The following is a 16,976-nucleotide window of genomic DNA, read 5'->3' as shown; positions in this document are numbered from 1 at the left end:
GGTATTCACTTTCCGCCAGCAGCACRCCCGCCAGAAAAGCGCCCAGGGCCATCGACAGGCCGACGAACTGCATCAGCGCCGCAATGCCCACCACCAGCAGCAGCGAGGCTGCGGTAAAAATTTCAGGTGTACCGCTGTTGGCGATCCAGCGCAGCAGGGGCCGCAGCAGCAGGCGGCCGCCCAGGATGATGCCGACGATGGCCGCTACGATTTTGATAGCTTCCAGCGCACGACTGGTATGCGCTACAGCCTCATTTTCTCCACCGATTGCGCCCAGCAGGGGCAACAGCGCGAGAATCGGGATGGCCGCCACGTCCTGGAACAGCAGGATGGAAAACCCGGCCTGGCCGCTCGATGTCGGCATCAGGTGGCGCTCGCCGATGGCCTGCAGCGCGATGGCGGTGGACGACAGCGCCAGCCCGAGGCCGGCCACCAGCGCTATTTGCCAGCTCACGCCAAATGCCATCGCGACGCCTGTGAGCAGGGCGGCGCACCCCAGCACCTGGGCACTGCCCCAGCCGAAGATGGGCCGGCGCAGATTCCACAGGCGTTTGGGCTCCAGCTCCAGCCCCACCAGGAACAGCATCAACACCACGCCAAACTCGGCGAAGTGGAGGATGTCCTGCACATTGGTAACCAGGCCCAGGCCCCAGGGGCCTATGGCGATGCCGGCGGCCAGGTAGCCGATGATGGAACCGAGGCCGAGTTTTTTGGCCAGCGGCACGGCAATGACGGCGGCGGCCAGGTAAATAAAGCTGTTGGTCAGCCAGGCGGGTGCATGCTCCATAGTTATCGAGCCCCCACGCTTTTCACTTCGTGTGCCTTCGGCGTTACGCTGCCCCTTTCACTTTCAATAGGGGCTGCCTGGCCTTGGGGCGGCCCGACGGCCAGCCGCGCAGCGTGTCCGTTCGGCAAGTCGGCCGCAGCTTCTGGCGCAGGCCGATCCTTCATCGGAACCACGCAGGCGGCACATTGCTCCAGGTCTTCCAGTTCAGGCCAGTCGGGGTAGCTTTGCAGGCGCTGGCGGAAGGTTGCGATGTGATCGGTAACGGTTTGCCTGTCAACGCTGTGGGCGCCGTGCAACACCAGAGGCGGCAAAAAACGCATGCCGCACAGCACGGCGCTTTGCTCGTACGGCGGCAGGAAGGCATCAAAAAAGTAGCGGTTGTAGCCTTGTGGGTGATAGGACGTTTCGGGGCCGCCTGTGGTGGCAACCAGCCACAGGTCTTTACCCTGCAGTGCCCGGCCTTTTGCGCCTTCCTCCTCACCTTCGCCGTAGGCCCAGCCGTAGGTGAGCACGTCGTCCAGCCAGAGCTTTTGCAGCGCGGGCATCGAGTACCAATGCATGGGGTGGAGCAGCACCACCAGTTGCGCGCTTTCCAGGGCGGCCTGCTCTTTGGGCACGTCGATGGCGTAGTCGGGATAGCTCGAGTACAGGTCTTGCACCCGGACACGGGGCAGGGCCTTCGCGGCCTCCATCAGCGGGCGGTTGACCCGTGATTCGCGCCAGGCGGGATGGGCTGCAATGACATAAATATCAGGATTTGCCGTGTTGCCCGCCGATTTATCAGTGGTTGTGAGAACTGTGTCCATGCCGTTACCATAGCGGAAAAGCAAGACCAAGAGTTCCCAGGAACGACAAGTTCCAAACCGAGGAGATTCGCATGCCCGTGGTTGTGATCGCCAATCCGAAGGGGGGCGTCGGCAAAACGACGCTGGCCACCAACGTTGCCGGATACTTTGCCAGCCAGGGCCATGCGGTCATGCTGGGAGACGCCGACCGGCAGCAGTCTTCACGGTTGTGGCTGGGGCTGCGGCCGCCCGCCGCCCGGCCGATTGCCACCTGGGATGTGAATGCAGACCTGATCGTCAAACCCCCCAAGGGCACGACGCATGTGGTGCTCGACACGCCCGGCGGGTTGCATGGCTCGCGCTTTAACGATGTCTTGAAGCTGGCCGACAAGGTCATCGTRCCGCTGCAGCCCAGCGTCTTCGACATCTTTGCCACGCGCACCTTCCTGGACCAACTGGCGGAACACAAGCACGCCGGCAAGATGCAGGTGGGCATTGTCGGCATGCGCGTGGATTCACGCACGATTGCCGCCGACAAGCTGCGCAGCTTCGTCGAAGGGCTGGGTTTGCCGGTGCTGGGTTACCTGCGCGACACGCAGAACTACATTCACCTGGCCGCTCGGGGGCTGACGGTGTTTGACGTGGCACCCAGCCGTGTTGAAAAAGACATGGAACAGTGGCAGGGCATCTGCCGGTGGCTTGACCGTTGAACCTCTGAGCATCGCGCCGGTTTGTCGCTGAGCCGACATGCCGTGCCCCTATGTGTCGCTACAGTGGCGGCATGAAAACCTTTGAAACCCTGGCCGACCTGGCCGCCTGCACCGGCCAGGAAGTCGCCGTCAGCGACTGGATCACCATCACGCWGCAACAGGTCAACCTGTTTGCCGAAGCGACGGGCGACCACCAGTGGATTCATGTGGACCCTGAAAAGGCGGCGGCCGGCCCGTTCGGCGGGCCGATTGCCCATGGGTTCCTGACCTTGTCACTGCTGCCGCGGTTTTTCGAGTCGTCGTTTGAGATTGCCGGCTCGCGCATGGGCGTGAATTACGGGCTCAACAAGGTGCGATTTACCGCGCCGGTGCCCGTCGGCAGCCGTCTGCGGGCACGCATGAAACTGCTGGCGGCCGAGGCGATTGACAACGCCGGCATGCAAATGACCTGGGAAGTGACTGTGGAGCGCGAAGGTTCGCCCAAGCCGGTATGCGTGGCGGAATCGCTGGTGCGGCGATACCCCTGAATGTGCCGCTGGCGCTAGATGCGCGTCAGCTGACTGGCCGGCAGCCAGCCCTCAAAAACACCGATCAGGCCGTTGATGCGTTCGGCCGCTTCCGTCTGGGAATGCGCATGTGCGATGCATTGGTGCAGGTCGCTGCGCAGCAGCCACAGGTCGGAAGGGGTTTTGGCCAGGCTGATCTTGTAGATCACCCGTGAGGTGCGCGGATCTTCGCAATCCTGCAAAAGGGTGCGCAGGCTTTCCTGGATCTGCTCGACCGAGAGCCGGTTGGCTGTTTTGGCGGTGCTGGAAAGACGGGACGTGCTGTTGCCGAAAATACGCTGGATGACCATATTCACTGTGTTTTTCCTTCCAGTCTTGTGGACTGGGCGGTGGGAAGGGATAACGCAGGAAGGGCCGGGTAGTGGCAATCCGCACGTTCGGGCCTGCAGCGAGAACTTTAGGCTTGAAGGATTGAAGTTTAGGGTTTTTACCTAGATCCTGGCAAGGGGGCGCCAGTTCAAAGGTTGGCAAAAGCGGACTTATGTCTCATCCGCGCATGCCGGGCGACCCTGAAAACCCGTTTTGCCGCCAGGCCTCAAACACGGTAACGGCCACGGTATTGGAGAGGTTCAGGCTGCGCTGGCCCGGTAGCATGGGCACTTTGAGGCGCTGCGGTGGCGCAAAGGATTCGCGTAACTCTGGCGCCAGGCCGCGGGTTTCGGCGCCGAAAACCAGCCAGTCGCCGGGCAGGAAGCGCGCGTCGTAGACGCTGGCGGAGCCGTGTGTGGTCATGGCAAAGAGTCGGGCTGAGGGTGGTTGCTCACTTTCAAGGAAGRCATGCCAGCTGGCATGCCGCAGCACCTGGGCGTACTCGTGGTAATCGAGCCCCGCCCGGCGCATGTGTTTGTCGTCCATCGAAAACCCCAGCGGTTCCACCAGGTGCAGGCGGCAGCCCGTATTGGCCGCCAGGCGGATGACATTGCCGGTGTTGGGGGGGATCTCAGGCTCGACCAGAACAATATTGAACATGGCTGGATTGTCGTGCGGCGGGCACAGGTGCGTTGGTAAGGGGCTGTTCCCGCCATGTTGCCCCCGCTCGTAGTTATCTTCCAGTGATCGAGAGTTTGATCGGGGGGTTTTGCCAGCAGGGGCCGCGGGACTGGCTTTGCCAGACCGCAGGTGCAGCGCCCCCTCGGGGGGCAGCGTATTACACGAAGTGAAAAGCGTGGGGGCTTTTATTCGGTCCGCGCAAGGACAACGGCGCCAACATGTGCGGCGCCCGCATCCCGCAAGGACTGTGCGGCCGTATACAGCGAGGCGCCGCTGGTCATCACGTCGTCAACCAGCACCACGCGCCGTCCCTGCAGTTCCCCCGTGCGCAGCGGATCCACCTGGAAAGCCCCTTTGACGTTGGCCAGCCGGTCCTTGCGTTTGAGCTGGCTTTGCGGGCGCGTGTGCTTCACCCGCAGCAGCAGGCTGGCATCGGTTTGGCCCTCTGTGCGTGTTTGCCGGGCCAGTGCCACACACAACTCCCAGGCCTGGTTGAAACCGCGCACCTGCAGGCGCTCCGCCGACAGCGGCACCGGAACGATCCAGTCGCCGGGGGTCAGTTCTGCCATGAGCCCGGCTACGCCCGGCGACCGGGCCAGCAGCTTGGCAAAAAAAGCGGCCCAGCCGTGCTGCTCGCCGAATTTGTAGCCCGCAATCAGGGCTGACCAAGGGTAGGCATAGTGCACCGCGGCAAAGGCGCCGTCCAGCGGTGGCGGGTGGCTGACACAGGCGCCGCAGGGCTGCGGCCCAACCCGAAGGCCCATGGAAAGGTCACCGGGCAAGGCGAGAGCGCAGCGTGGGCAGCGCGGGCCGGCCAAGGCAAACCGGGCCACGCAGGCGCCGCACACCTGGCGCGCCGGCCAGCTGCGGCACACAGCGCACTGGCTGGCCAAGCCGGGGAAGGCGCCAAAGCGGCCGGTCGGCCGGGACAGGAATGTGGCGGGAGCAAGCAGGCGTGTGAACACCGTGTCAATATACTCGCGTACCTTCCCCGCTTGCCTCGGCGGGCCCCGCGCTTCCTTTGCCCTTTTTGCTCCCTTTCATGACCCCTACACAGCGCCCACCCACGCTCGACCCGATCGCCRTCAGCCGCTGGGACCGCACCGCTCCACTGGCCTCGCCGTGGCTTCATGAAGAAGTGGCGCGGCGCATGATGGACCGGTTGCAATGGATCAAGCTGCAGCCGCGTGCGTGGGTGCACTGGGGAGCATTGCGTGGAGGGATCCAGGCGCAGGAAAAACTGGCCGGGGCATACCCAAAATCAAGGTGTTTTGTGGTTGAAAGCAGCTCTGGACGTGCGCAAGAAGCTATCAAAAATATAGCAAAACCGTGGTGGAATCCGCGCCGTTGGCTGGCGGCCCCCATACGCTTTGAGGCGCCACCGGCAGGAACTGCCGACATGCTCTGGGCCAACATGGCGCTGCACGAATCGGCCGATCCGCAGGCCCTGCTGGCGCGCTGGCACCAGGCGCTGAAGGTGGACGGTTTTCTGATGTTTTCCTGCCTGGGCCCGGATACCGCGAAGGAGTTGCGCGAGGTATATGCGCAGCTGGGCTGGCCGCCGGCCGGGCATGAACTGACCGACATGCATGACTGGGGCGACATGCTGGTGCAGACGGGGTTTGCGGAGCCGGTGATGGACATGGAGCGCATCACGCTCACCTATGCGACCCCCGCGAGGCTGCTGGAAGACATCAGGGAGCTGGGCCGCAATTTTCACCCGGCGCGGTTTCCTGCCCTGCGGAGCCGGGCCTGGAAGGCGCAGCTTGAAAGCGCGCTGTCCCGCCATCTCGTCAGGGGCGAAGACGGGCGGTTGTCCCTCACCTTTGAAATCATTTATGGCCACGCGCTCAAGGCGCCGCCGCGGATCAAGGTCAGTCCGCTCAGCGCGGTGTCGGTCGCCGATATGCGCAGCATGCTGCAGGGCCAGCGCTCCGGCGGCTAGGTGCCCGGCAGGTGTTGCGCAGCCGCGCCCAATCCCCGGTGTGGATGGGTTTTCAGAAGGGGCGGCAAGGTAAACCCGGCTACAATTCAAAGCTGAATTTTTGGGTATGTTCCCAAGCCTCATGCGGTCAATGCCCAGCGTTAACCGCAGTTTTTTTGAGGGTTGCCACATGCTGCAGCCAACACCAGCGTTTCGTTTTGCCACCTTGCCCGCACAGGGCGCCCACAGCCACGATGCTGTGCTGTGGCTTCTCAAGCGTCACTGTTCACTCACACCGGCCCAATTGGGCTGGCTGTATGTGTCTTTGTGCGGTGTTTCACTGGGTATTGCCGGATTTTTCTGGCTGAAGGGCGCCACCATGGTGATGCCTTTTGCCTGGATCGAGCTGATAGCGGTGGGGGCTGCTTTTGTGGCGTATGCCAGGCATGCGGGCGACGGTGAAAAAATCGTCCTTCAGGGCGAGCGGCTGGTGGTGGAGCTGGAAACGGCAGGGCGCACGGAGCGGGCTGAATTCAACCGCGAATGGGTCCGGATCGAGCCCAAGGATGGGGATGGGTCGCTGATTGAGGTGTCCGGGCAGGGGCGGTCTGTCCAGGTCGGGCGGCATGTACGGCCAGAGCTGCGGCCCGCGCTGGCCCGCGAGATTCGCATGGCGTTGCGGAGTGTTTGACAGTTCCTGAAAGACTTGTGTCAGTTCAGGTGCGGCAGGAGGGCTTGCCGCTAACTTTATAATCAGCCGGTTAATTTGGTCGGTAATTGAAGCAGAAAAAGTGATCACGATGAACGTAAGCAACACCATGAGCAAAATGACACGGCTTGGCATGCAGCATGCAGGCGCAATTCTGGCATCTGCGGTCGCCTGGGTCAGCACCGCCGCTTACGCCGTCAACGACCTGAAGGGCGGCCCGGCCGTCAATCAGCTGAACCTGCATCCGGCTGCCACCAAAATCGCCGCCGAGCAGCAATGGCTGCACTGGTTCATGATGGCCATCTGCCTCGTGATTTTTGTGGCTGTTTTCGGGGTGATGTTTTATTCCATCCTCAAGCACCGCAAGTCGGTCGGCCACAAATCGGCCAATTTCCACGAATCTACTGCTGTTGAAATTGCCTGGACCATCGTCCCCTTCATCATCGTGATCGCCATGGCCCTTCCGGCCACCAAGGTGCTGGTCGCCCAGAAGGACACCACCGCCGCCGACCTCACCATCAAGGCCACCGGCATCCAGTGGAAATGGGGCTACGACTACATCAAGGGCGAAGGCGAAGGCATCGGCTTTGTCTCCACACTCGACAACACGCACCGCGAAATGTCCGACAACGGCGGCCCCAAGGCCGGCGAAGCTCCCGACAACTACCTGCTCAAGGTCGACAACCCGCTGGTTGTTCCCGTCAACAAGAAAATCCGCATCATCACCACCGCCAGCGACGTGATCCACGCCTTCGCGGTGCCGGCCTTCGGCATCAAGCAGGATGCGATCCCCGGTTTTGTGCGTGACACCTGGTTCCGTGCCGAGCAAGTCGGCGACTTCTACGGCCAATGCCAGGAACTCTGCGGCAAGGAACACGCCTACATGCCCATCCATGTGAGGGTTGTGTCTGCAGCCGATTACAGTGCATGGGTCGCGATCAAGGCCAAGGAAGCCGCAGCCAAGGCGGATGATCCTTCCAAAGTCTGGACGCTGGTTGACCTGAAGGCGCGCGGTGAAAAAGTGTACGCTGCCAATTGCGCCGCCTGCCACCAGGCCAACGGCAAGGGCGCTGGCCCGATCAAGCCGCTGGACGGCTCGCCGATTGTTCTCGACGCAGACCACAAGAAGCAGATCCAGACCGTGCTCAATGGGGCCGCCGGTGGCGCCATGCCTTCCTGGAAGGCGCTGAGCGACACCGACCTCGCCGCCGTGATCAGCTACTCCAAGAACAACTGGTCCAACCAGACCGGCCAGATCGTCCAGCCTGCTGAAATCCAGGCGGCTCGCAAGTAAGCCTCAGGCGTTACCCGCAGATTCCATCATTTCGCCGGCGTGACCTTGCCGGCCGCAAAAGACAAGCTACAGGCACAAGCCACCAAAGGAAGCCAAGATGAGTGCAGTTCTAGACCATCACGATCACGCACATGATGACCACGATCACCATGCCCCGACGGGCTGGCGTCGCTGGGTGTTTGCGACCAACCACAAGGATATTGGCACGCTGTACCTGTTGTTCAGCTTCTTCATGCTGATGTTCGGTGGCGTGCTGGCCCTGCTGATCCGCGCGGAGCTGTTCCAGCCCGGCCTGCAACTGGTCAACCCCGAACTGTTCAACCAGCTCACCACCATGCACGGCCTGATCATGGTGTTCGGCGCCATCATGCCGGCCTTCGTGGGTTTCGCCAACTGGATGATCCCGCTGCAGATCGGCGCGGCTGACATGGCTTTTGCCCGTATGAACAACTTCAGCTTCTGGCTGTTGATCCCGGCGGGCATCATGCTGGTGGGGTCGTTCTTCATGCCTGGTGGCGCACCCGCCGCGGGCTGGACGCTCTACGCGCCGCTCACGTTGCAAATGGGCCCGTCCATGGACGCCGGTATTTTTGCGATGCACATCCTGGGTGCTTCGTCCATCATGGGTTCGATCAATATCATCGTCACCATCCTCAACATGCGCGCTCCCGGCATGACGCTGATGAAGATGCCGATGTTCTGCTGGACCTGGCTGATCACCGCCTACCTGCTGATCGCCGTGATGCCGGTGCTCGCAGGCGCCATCACCATGACGCTGACTGACCGCCACTTCGGCACCAGCTTCTTCAACCCCGCCGGCGGTGGCGACCCGGTGATGTACCAGCACATCTTCTGGTTCTTCGGCCACCCCGAGGTTTACATCATGATCTTGCCGGCCTTCGGCATCATCAGCCAGATCATCCCGGCTTTCTCGCGCAAGCGCCTGTTTGGCTACGCCTCCATGGTGTACGCCACTGGCTCCATCGCCATCCTGAGCTTCGTTGTGTGGGCGCACCACATGTTCACCACCGGCATGCCAGTCACGGGCCAGCTGTTCTTCATGTACTCCACCATGCTGATCGCCGTGCCCACGGGCGTGAAGGTGTTCAACTGGATCGCCACGATGTGGCGCGGCTCCATGACCTTTGAAACCCCCATGCTATTTGCAGTGGGCTTCATCTTCGTGTTCACCATCGGCGGTCTGACGGGTGTGATCCTTTCGGTCGCACCGATCGACACGCAATTGCAGGACACTTACTACGTGGTGGCTCACTTCCACTACGTGCTGGTGGCTGGTTCGCTCTACGCCCTGTTTGCCGGCTACTACTACTGGTCGCCCAAATGGACCGGCGTCATGTACAACGAAACCCGCGGCAAGATCCACTTCTGGTGGTCGCTGATTTCCTTCAACGTGACCTTCTTCCCGATGCACTTCCTGGGCCTGGCCGGCATGCCGCGCCGCTATGCCGACTACCCCATGCAGTTCGCGGATTTCAATGCCGTGGCCAGCGTGGGCGCGTTCTTCTTCGGATTTGCCCAGCTGTACTTCTTCCTGTTCATTGTGGTTCCCACGATGCGCGGCAAGGGCGCACCTGCCAGGCAGAATCCCTGGGTGGACGAAGGCGGCAAGGGCGCCGAAGGTCTCGAGTGGGAAGTCCCATCGCCTGCACCTTTCCACACCTATGAAACACCGCCCAAGCTGGATGCCTCGGCAACCCGCGTGATCGGCTGATTGAACTCAACGGTAATCGCCATGACGACACCCGAACAAAAGAAGAGCAACCTGAAGCTGGCGCTGATCCTGGCTTCGGTCGCGCTGGTCTTTTTTGCCGGCTTCATGGCCAAGATGATTTTCCTGAGCCATTGAGCAGCCAGGTCGACCTCAGTCTCAAACCAGTACCGATGTGATGCGGCTCAAGCGCGAAAACTTCAACATGATGGGCAAGCTGGCCGTGATCGTGCTCGGCATGTTCGGCTTCGGTTATGCGCTGGTGCCCATCTACAAGGCGATTTGCGAGATGACCGGCATCAACGTGCTGGCCCTGTCCGACCGCCAGATCCCTGGTGCGACGCCCAATTTGCCGGCCAATACGCAGGTAGACCGCACGCGCACCATCACGGTTGAGTTTGATGCGAACACGCGCGGCCCCTGGCATTTCAAGCCCGCGCAGAACACGCTGCAGGTTCACCCGGGCGAGCTGACCACTGTGATGTACGAATTCCAGAATGTGCAGGACCGAACCATGTCCGCCCAGGCCATCCCCAGCTACGCTCCCGCGCAGGCCGGTGCGCATTTCAACAAGCTTGAGTGCTTCTGCTTCAGCCAGTACACCCTGGCGCCCGGTGAGAAAAAGCAGTGGCCTGTGGCCTTCGTGATCGACCCGAAACTGTCGAAAGACGTGAGCACGATCACGCTGTCCTACACCTTCTTTGAAGTGGGCGGCAAGACGCCGGCTGCGCCCGTCACGCCCAAGGCAACGACTGCCGCCGTACCACCTGAAAAACAGGCAGGCGCATGAGCATGGCCGCAACCCCCCGCAAACCCTCTTTTTGGCGCACGGTCAAGGCTGTGGCCTGGTCCTTTGTAGGCCTGCGTGCACGCGGCGACTACGAAGAAGACGTGAGGAATTTGAGCCCTCTCCACATCATTGTGGTCGGGCTGATTGCCGTGGTCGTGTTTGTCGCAGTCCTGGTGCTGCTGGCGAAGTGGATGGTCGCGCGCTAAAGCGCGGCATCCTCACAATGCCCCACGGTACAAGTTAAAAGATTATTTGGAAATTCGAGAGAAAAACAGGAGTCGAGCGATGTCATCAGCAACCCACGGGTCAACCCCCCACTACTTCGTCCCCAGCCCATCGAGCCATCCGGTGATGGCATCTATCGGCCTGTTTTTTGTCATCTTGGGCGCCGGCCAGTGGATCAATGGCGCCGACTGGGGCAAATGGTCGTTGGCCTTCGGTATGGTGTGGTGGTTGGTCACGTTGTTCCGCTGGTTCAGCCAGTCCATCGCCGAAAGCGAAGGCGGCATGTACGGCCGCAAGATCGACATGTCCTTCCGCTGGAGCATGAGCTGGTTTATTTTCTCSGAAGTGATGTTCTTCGGTGCCTTCTTCACCGCGCTGTGGTGGGCCCGCTCGCACTCCTTGCCCGCACTGGGTAGCCTGGAAAACGCGTTGCTCTGGCCTGATTTCAAGGCGGCATGGCCGTCTATCGTGCCCGGCGCCACGACATCGCCCGCCGACATCGTCGAAGCATTCACGGCCATGAAGCCGCTGGCAATTGGCGGCGGCATCTGGGCTAGCATCATGGGCTCCCTGCCAACGGTCAATACGGCACTGCTGCTGAGCTCCGGTGTCACCATCACCATCGCCCACCACGCGCTGATTGAAGGCAAGCGTGCCCGCACCATCGCCTTCATGTGGGCGACGGTTGCGCTCGGCGTGGTCTTCCTGTTCGTGCAGGGCTATGAGTACTTTCATGCGTACCACGAGATGAACCTGAAGCTGTCTTCGGGCGTCTACGGCTCGACCTTCTTCCTGCTCACGGGCTTTCATGGCTTTCACGTGTTTGTCGGCATGCTGATGCTGCTGTTCATCACGCTGCGCCTGCACAAAGGCCATTTCACCCCTGAAAAGCATTTCGGCTTTGAAGGCGCTGCCTGGTACTGGCACTTTGTGGATGTGGTGTGGCTGGGCCTCTACATCCTGGTGTACTGGTTGTAAGGGAACCAACAGCGGCTCAGGCCGCTCAACCAAAGGCCGCTTGATGCGGCCTTTGTTCTTTATTCCGCCACTCAGAGTGGCTGTTATTTACCAGCAGGGATGCCGGTGGGCTGGATATAACCAAGCTTCCACGCAATCAGAATGCAAACAAACAGCAACACAGAAAACCCGATACGGAACGCCAGTGCGCGCGCCATGTTGCTGTTTTTGCGTTTGCTGCTTTCGGCGCCTTCACTGCCCTTGCCGCCCCTGAGCATGAAAAACAGTGCGGAGGCCAGGCTGGCAAAAATGGCGATAAACGCCAGTGCGATCAGGTAAGTCATGAACAGGATTATCGGCTCATGACAAGTGCTTTGCACTCCCCTCGCTTCTGGATTCTCACGGTGGCCGCACTGGTGGTGGCCGGCACAACCTTTTCGCTGGGCCAATGGCAGCTGCGCCGCGCCGCGCAAAAGGAAGCATTGCAGGCAGCTGTCGATTCCAAAGGTGGGCTTCCCGCGCTGGATGTGCGTTCGCTGCTTGCCAGCCAGCGCCTCGCTGATGACATTCACCGGCCAGCCATCCTCAAGGGAAGCTGGCGCGCCGAGCACACGGTGTATCTCGACAACAGGCCCATGAGCGGCAAGACGGGTTTTTTGGTGGTGACGCCGCTGGTGCTGGAGGGCAGCCCGCAGGCCATCCTGGTGCAGCGTGGCTGGGTACCGCGCAACTTTGCCGACCGTACACGCCTTCCGGAGGTCACCACCCCGCCAGGCATCGTGACAGTTGAGGGCCGTATGGCCCCGCCGCCTTCCAGGCTCTATGAGTTCCAGGGTGCCGAGGGTGGGCGCATACGGCAAAATCTCGACTTGCCTGCTTTCCGGGCGCAAACCGGCCTGCCGCTGCTGGATGTCTCACTGCTGCAGACCGGTGCGCCCAGCGAAGGCCTGCTGCGTGAGTGGRCCGCGCCCAACCTGGGCGTGGACAAGCACTACGGTTATGCCTTCCAGTGGTTCGGCCTTTGCGGTCTGGTGGTTCTTTTGTATGGCTGGTTTCAGCTGGTCCTTCCTTTTCGTACCCACATGCGCGGCAAACGCCGCGATCAATTGCCGTGACAAACGATACGCCTGCTACCCCTCATACCCCTGATACTCCTCCCGTCCACGCTGCTGCAGCCGGACTGCAAGACCAGCCCCTGGGTCTGACCGTGCATGCCATGCCTGTGCTGGATCAGTCCAGTACGCGCGCGCCCAGCACCGTGGCAGGCCGCTGGAAAATGCTGGCCGTGCTGTTGGTGTGCGCGGCGCCGGTCATCGCGTCTTACGTCACCTACTACCTGATCCGGCCCGAAGGCCGCCGCAACTTTGGTGAGTTGATTGACCCGCAGCGACCCTTGCCGCCGCTGGCCACTCGCTCGCTGGACGGCCGCGCCGGCACGCTGACGGCACTGAAGGACCAGTGGCTGCTCATCAGTGTGGCCGGCGGCGCCTGCGGTGCGCGGTGCGAGCAGAACCTGTATTTCCAGCGCCAGCTGCGCGAGTCCCTCGGCAAGGAAAAAGAGCGCCTGGACCGCGTCTGGCTGGTGGTGGACGAAGCGCCGGTGCGTGATGCCTTGCTCCCCGCGCTGGCTTCGTCGGCGGTGCTGCGTGTGGCGCCAGCTGAACTCGCGAAGTGGCTGGAGCCCGCTGCGGGCCAGCGGCTGGAGGATCATCTCTATCTGGTCGACCCCATCGGCAACTGGATGATGCGTTTCCCGGCCGACATGGACGTCGCCGCCGCCGCCAAGGCCAAGCGCGATCTGGAACGCCTGCTGCGTGCCTCGAGCAGCTGGGACAAAGAAGGCCGGTGAATATGGCCCCCACGCTTTTCACTTCGTGTAATGCGCTGCCCCCCGAGGGGGCCGCTGCGCCTGCGGTCTGGCAAAGCCAGTCCCGTGGCCCCTGCTTGGTTGGATACCTCCAGGGCGTTGCGGGCTCCAGTTTTCATTAATCAATCATGGCTGCGCAAAATCTTTACGACCTGAGTCCCGCCCTGCGCCTGATGATCATGGGGCTGGTGGTGGCGCTGGGGCCTCTGGCCTGGGTTTGGGTGCACAACAAGAATGCGCCGGTGGCGCAGCGTTTGCGGGTGCTGACGCTGGTGACACTGTTCCTCACGTTTGATCTGGTGATCTTCGGCGCGTTCACGCGGCTCACTGACTCCGGTCTGGGATGCCCCGACTGGCCTGGTTGTTACGGCAGCGCGAGTCCGGTTGGCGCGCAGATGCACATCGAAGCTGCGCGGACTGCGATGCCGACCGGCCCAGTCACGCATTCCAAGGCCTGGATCGAGATGATCCACCGCTATCTGGCGACCGGCGTTGGCGTGCTTATTCTTACGCTCGCGGTGACAAGCTGGCTGGAGCGCAAGCGCACACCTGTCTCATTTTGGTGGCCTGCTGTCACACTGATCTGGGTGTGCCTGCAGGGCGCGTTCGGCGCGCTCACCGTGACCATGAAGTTGTTTCCGGCCATCGTCACGCTGCACTTGCTGGGGGGCTTGGTGTTGTTGGCCTTGTTGCGTGCGCAGGCTGTGCGGTATGCGCAGGTGCACGGCGCCAACGCTACGACGCTTTCTGCCGGCTTGCGCCTTGCCGTGATCGCTGCCTTCGCCTTGTTCTGGGTGCAAATTGCCCTGGGTGGCTGGGTCAGCACCAACTATGCCGTGCTGGCCTGCACAGATTTTCCGGGTTGCCAAGGTTCACTCTGGCCGGCCATGGACTTTCGCCAGGGCTTCACGCTGTGGCGCGAACTCGGTGCGGGCCATGACGGCGCCAATATCAGCTTTGAGGCGCTCACCGCCATTCACTATGTGCACCGCCTGGTGGCCTATCTCGTGTTTGCCGTATTCCTCGTCCTCGCCTTTTGCCTGCACCGCATGTCCGCGTATCGCTTGTCCGCGCGATGGTTGGCCGGGCTCATCCTGCTGCAGGCTGTCACGGGCATCAGCAACGCCGTACTGGGCTGGCCCCTGTTCGCTGCGGTCATGCATACCGGCGGTGCGGCAGCCCTCGTCATTGTGCTCAGCGGCGTGGTCTTTTCCAGCCGCAGCGGGACCTTCGCAGCACATGCGTCAAAATTGAATGCCTAGCGACTTCCCATGAACCCCAGTACTCCCTCCGCCGCTCCGGCTTCTGCCTCGCCCCGCGCCTCTTCCAGGTTCGCGCAGTTCTATGCGCTGACCAAGCCGCGCGTTGTGCAGCTCATTGTGTTTTGCGCATTGATCGGCATGGTGCTGGCCGTTCCCGGTATTCCGTCGTGGCCGGATGTCCGGCTCGCGCTGATCGCCTGCGCCGGCATCTGGCTGGTTGCAGGGGCTGCCGCCGCCTTCAACTGCCTGGTCGAGCAGCAAATCGACTCGCGCATGCGGCGCACCGCCTGGCGGCCCACCGCCAAGGGCGAGCTCAGCAATTCGCTCACGCTGTCTTTTTCGGCCGCATTGTGCGCGCTTGGTTCGTGGATTCTTTATGCATGGGTGAACCCGCTCACCATGTGGCTGACTTTTGCCACCTTCATCGGCTACGCGGTGGTCTACACCGTCATCCTCAAACCGATGACGCCGCAGAACATCGTGATTGGCGGTGCTTCAGGCGCCATGCCGCCGGTGCTGGGCTGGGCTGCCATGACGGGGTCGGTCGGCCCGGAGGCGCTGATTCTTTTTCTCATTATTTTTCTCTGGACACCGCCGCACTTTTGGGCGCTGGCACTCTACCGCGTGGAAGACTACCGCAAGTCCGGCCTGCCCATGCTGCCCGTTACCCACGGCAATGAGTTCACTCGGCTGCAGGTGTTTCTCTACACGCTGGTGTTGTTCCCCGCCTGCCTGATGCCCTTCATTTTCAAGATGAGCGGCTGGCCCTACCTCGTTGTCGCTGTCGCGCTCAGCATCGGCTTCAGCTGGTATGGCTTTCGCCTGTGGCGCAACTACTCCGACGCGCTGGCACGCAAGACATTCCGGTTTTCACTGATTCATCTCTCGGTGCTGTTCGCAGCGCTGCTGCTTGACCACTATCTTTAGGCTCCCACCATGAAGTCCCACCGCACGCCGCAGGCTGCCTCACCCGTTCGACGATCTGCTATTAAAACAATAGCTGCTTGCGCACTTGCAGTGGGCGCTGCAGGCATTTTTACTGCATGCGCACCGGACAAACCGCAGTTCAAGAGCATTGACCTCACCGGCGCCGACTACGCGCAGGGCTTCACGCTGGCCGACCACAATGGCCAAGCGCGCACGCTGAAAGACTTTGCCGGCAAGGTGGTCGTGGTGTTCTTCGGCTTCACGCAATGCCCCGACGTTTGCCCGACCTCCATGGCCGAGTTGGCGCAGGTCAAGAAGCTGCTGGGCGCTGATGGCGACAAGCTGCAGGCAATCTTCATCACGGTCGACCCGGAGCGCGATACGCCCGAACTGCTCAAGGCCTACATGGGCAATTTCGACCCGACCTTTGTGGCGCTGCGGCCCACACTGGACCAGCTGCCCCAGGTCGCCAAGGACTTCAAGGTGTATTACAAAAAGGTCGATGGCAAGACACCCGGCAGCTACACCATGGACCATTCCGCCGGCAGCTATATCTTCGACGGCCAGGGGCGCATCCGCCTGTACAACCGCTACGGTAGCGGCGCTGAGGCGCTGGCGTCCGACATTCGCCTGCTGCTCAAATCCTGAGTCGATCCGTCCCGCAGCGTTGCGACCGGAAAAGAAAGAAGCCCGCACATTGCTGTGCGGGCTTTCTTTTAAAACGCGTACCTGCAGGTATTAAGCGTAGGCGGCCAGCACCTTCTTCATTTTCTTCATGGCTGCCACTTCGATCTGGCGAATCCGTTCGGCGCTTACCTTGTACTCGTCGGCCAGGTCGTGCAGCGTCATGCCGCCTGACCCGTCGTCGTTCACCTTGAGCCAGCGCTCTTCTACAATGCGGCGCGACCGTGGGTCGAGATCTTCCAGCGCTGCGGTGATGCCGTCTGAAGCCAGGTTGTCACGCTGGCGCGACTCCATCAGTGCCGTCGGTTCCTGGGTCGCGTCGGCCAGGTAGGCGATCGGGCCAAAGGCGTCTTCGCCGTCGTCGCTCGGGCTTGGGTCCAGCAGCACGTCGCCGCCCGACATACGCTGCTCCATCTCGATGACTTCCTCACGCTTGACGTTCAGCGTCTTGGCCATCGAATCGATCTGGCCTTCGGTCAGCGTGTCGCGGTGTGTCGCCACGTCGGCGTCGTCCTTGAAACCCTGCTTCATCGAGCGCAGGTTGAAAAACAGCTTGCGCTGGGCCTTGGTCGTCGCGACCTTGACCATGCGCCAGTTTTTCAGGATGTACTCATGGATCTCGGCCTTGATCCAGTGCATGGCATAGCTCACCAGGCGCACGTTCTGGTCCGGGTCGAAGCGTTTGACTGCCTTCATCAGGCCGATGTTGCCTTCCTGGATCAGGTCGCCGTGCGGCAGCCCATAACCCAGGTATTTGCGCGAAATCGAGA

General features: G+C 61.7%; 22 protein-coding genes. 15 read left to right on the top strand and 7 right to left on the bottom strand.

All coding sequences use genetic code 11. From position 1 onward, the window contains the following. Positions 1-787: monovalent cation:proton antiporter-2 (CPA2) family protein (locus AC1D1X_RS02680; protein ID WP_477697790.1), on the bottom strand; the 787-nt coding region annotated here is incomplete at its 3' end. A gap of 2 nt (positions 788-789) precedes the next feature. Next, complete coding sequence (kefF, locus tag AC1D1X_RS02675; protein WP_477668309.1) at positions 790-1,593, bottom strand: glutathione-regulated potassium-efflux system oxidoreductase KefF; 804 nt, start codon at positions 1,591-1,593, stop codon at positions 790-792. Between the two features lie 71 nt (positions 1,594-1,664). On the opposite strand from kefF, the gene AC1D1X_RS02670 reads away from it, so the two are divergent. Next, positions 1,665-2,282 (top strand): nucleotide-binding protein, encoded by a 618-nt coding sequence (locus AC1D1X_RS02670; RefSeq protein ID WP_457282227.1) that lies wholly within the window; start codon positions 1,665-1,667, stop codon positions 2,280-2,282. A 71-nt stretch (positions 2,283-2,353) separates the two neighbouring features. Further along, a complete protein-coding gene (locus AC1D1X_RS02665) occupies positions 2,354-2,809 on the top strand; it encodes a MaoC family dehydratase (protein ID WP_477697789.1) in 456 nt (151 codons plus the stop codon). Between the two features lie 14 nt (positions 2,810-2,823). On the opposite strand, the gene AC1D1X_RS02660 is transcribed toward AC1D1X_RS02665, so the two are convergent. From AC1D1X_RS02660 to AC1D1X_RS02650, 3 genes are all read right to left on the bottom strand, one after another. Next, positions 2,824-3,144, bottom strand: a complete 321-nt coding sequence (locus tag AC1D1X_RS02660; RefSeq protein WP_477668307.1) for a hypothetical protein — start codon at positions 3,142-3,144, stop codon at positions 2,824-2,826. A 190-nt stretch (positions 3,145-3,334) separates the two neighbouring features. Further along, entirely contained in the window at positions 3,335-3,817 is a 483-nt protein-coding gene (gene trmL, locus AC1D1X_RS02655) for a tRNA (uridine(34)/cytosine(34)/5-carboxymethylaminomethyluridine(34)-2'-O)-methyltransferase TrmL (protein ID WP_477697788.1), read from the bottom strand. Between the two features lie 206 nt (positions 3,818-4,023). Beyond that, complete coding sequence (locus tag AC1D1X_RS02650; protein WP_477668305.1) at positions 4,024-4,803, bottom strand: ComF family protein; 780 nt, start codon at positions 4,801-4,803, stop codon at positions 4,024-4,026. Positions 4,804-4,880: 77 nt separating this feature from the next. Here AC1D1X_RS02650 and AC1D1X_RS02645 point away from each other — a divergent pair, with 77 nt between their 5' ends. The 8 genes from AC1D1X_RS02645 (at position 4,881) to AC1D1X_RS02610 (ending at position 11,487) form a co-directional block, all read left to right on the top strand. Further along, positions 4,881-5,783 (top strand): biotin synthase, encoded by a 903-nt coding sequence (locus AC1D1X_RS02645; RefSeq protein WP_477697787.1) that lies wholly within the window; start codon positions 4,881-4,883, stop codon positions 5,781-5,783. A 169-nt stretch (positions 5,784-5,952) separates the two neighbouring features. Further along, positions 5,953-6,453, top strand: a complete 501-nt coding sequence (locus AC1D1X_RS02640) for a DUF2244 domain-containing protein (protein ID WP_477668303.1) — start codon at positions 5,953-5,955, stop codon at positions 6,451-6,453. 136 nt (positions 6,454-6,589) lie between these two features. Next, entirely contained in the window at positions 6,590-7,765 is a 1,176-nt protein-coding gene (gene coxB, locus AC1D1X_RS02635; protein WP_477668918.1) for a cytochrome c oxidase subunit II, read from the top strand. Positions 7,766-7,862: 97 nt separating this feature from the next. Then, positions 7,863-9,497, top strand: a complete 1,635-nt coding sequence (gene ctaD / locus AC1D1X_RS02630) for a cytochrome c oxidase subunit I (protein ID WP_477666660.1) — start codon at positions 7,863-7,865, stop codon at positions 9,495-9,497. Positions 9,498-9,518: 21 nt separating this feature from the next. Beyond that, on the top strand, positions 9,519-9,632 hold the full coding sequence (locus AC1D1X_RS02625; RefSeq protein ID WP_411883660.1) for a cytochrome oxidase small assembly protein: 114 nt from the start codon (positions 9,519-9,521) through the stop codon (positions 9,630-9,632). Between the two features lie 40 nt (positions 9,633-9,672). Further along, positions 9,673-10,284: a cytochrome c oxidase assembly protein gene (locus AC1D1X_RS02620; protein ID WP_477666770.1), complete on the top strand. Its 612-nt coding sequence runs from the start codon at positions 9,673-9,675 to the stop codon at positions 10,282-10,284. Then, positions 10,281-10,490, top strand: coding sequence for a DUF2970 domain-containing protein (locus AC1D1X_RS02615; protein WP_477668302.1), 210 nt, complete (start codon positions 10,281-10,283; stop codon positions 10,488-10,490). Before AC1D1X_RS02620 ends, AC1D1X_RS02615 begins: the two co-directional genes overlap by 4 nt. A gap of 79 nt (positions 10,491-10,569) precedes the next feature. Beyond that, a complete protein-coding gene (locus AC1D1X_RS02610) occupies positions 10,570-11,487 on the top strand; it encodes a cytochrome c oxidase subunit 3 (RefSeq protein ID WP_457282217.1) in 918 nt (305 codons plus the stop codon). 83 nt (positions 11,488-11,570) lie between these two features. Here AC1D1X_RS02610 and AC1D1X_RS02605 read toward each other — a convergent pair whose 3' ends face one another. Next, positions 11,571-11,810 carry a twin transmembrane helix small protein gene (locus AC1D1X_RS02605; protein ID WP_457282216.1) on the bottom strand — a complete coding sequence of 80 codons (240 nt, stop codon included), beginning with the start codon at positions 11,808-11,810 and terminating at the stop codon, positions 11,571-11,573. 18 nt (positions 11,811-11,828) lie between these two features. On the opposite strand from AC1D1X_RS02605, the gene AC1D1X_RS02600 reads away from it, so the two are divergent. The 5 genes from AC1D1X_RS02600 to AC1D1X_RS02580 all read left to right on the top strand — a co-directional run bounded on the left by AC1D1X_RS02600 (position 11,829) and on the right by AC1D1X_RS02580 (position 16,170). After that, positions 11,829-12,581, top strand: a complete 753-nt coding sequence (locus AC1D1X_RS02600) for an SURF1 family protein (protein ID WP_477697786.1) — start codon at positions 11,829-11,831, stop codon at positions 12,579-12,581. Positions 12,582-12,682: 101 nt separating this feature from the next. After that, positions 12,683-13,315, top strand: a complete 633-nt coding sequence (locus AC1D1X_RS02595; protein ID WP_477668917.1) for a hypothetical protein — start codon at positions 12,683-12,685, stop codon at positions 13,313-13,315. Between the two features lie 146 nt (positions 13,316-13,461). Then, complete coding sequence (locus AC1D1X_RS02590; protein WP_477668300.1) at positions 13,462-14,595, top strand: COX15/CtaA family protein; 1,134 nt, start codon at positions 13,462-13,464, stop codon at positions 14,593-14,595. 9 nt (positions 14,596-14,604) lie between these two features. Beyond that, positions 14,605-15,522: a heme o synthase gene (gene cyoE / locus AC1D1X_RS02585; protein ID WP_477668299.1), complete on the top strand. Its 918-nt coding sequence runs from the start codon at positions 14,605-14,607 to the stop codon at positions 15,520-15,522. A 9-nt stretch (positions 15,523-15,531) separates the two neighbouring features. After that, positions 15,532-16,170, top strand: a complete 639-nt coding sequence (locus tag AC1D1X_RS02580; RefSeq protein WP_477668298.1) for an SCO family protein — start codon at positions 15,532-15,534, stop codon at positions 16,168-16,170. Between the two features lie 90 nt (positions 16,171-16,260). On the opposite strand, the gene AC1D1X_RS02575 is transcribed toward AC1D1X_RS02580, so the two are convergent. Then, positions 16,261-16,976: RNA polymerase factor sigma-32 (locus AC1D1X_RS02575; RefSeq protein ID WP_477697785.1), on the bottom strand; the 716-nt coding region annotated here is incomplete at its 5' end.

It is taken from the genome of Polaromonas sp. P1_G4, from assembly GCF_056405475.1.
This window is presented reverse-complemented; position numbering and strand designations above follow the sequence as displayed.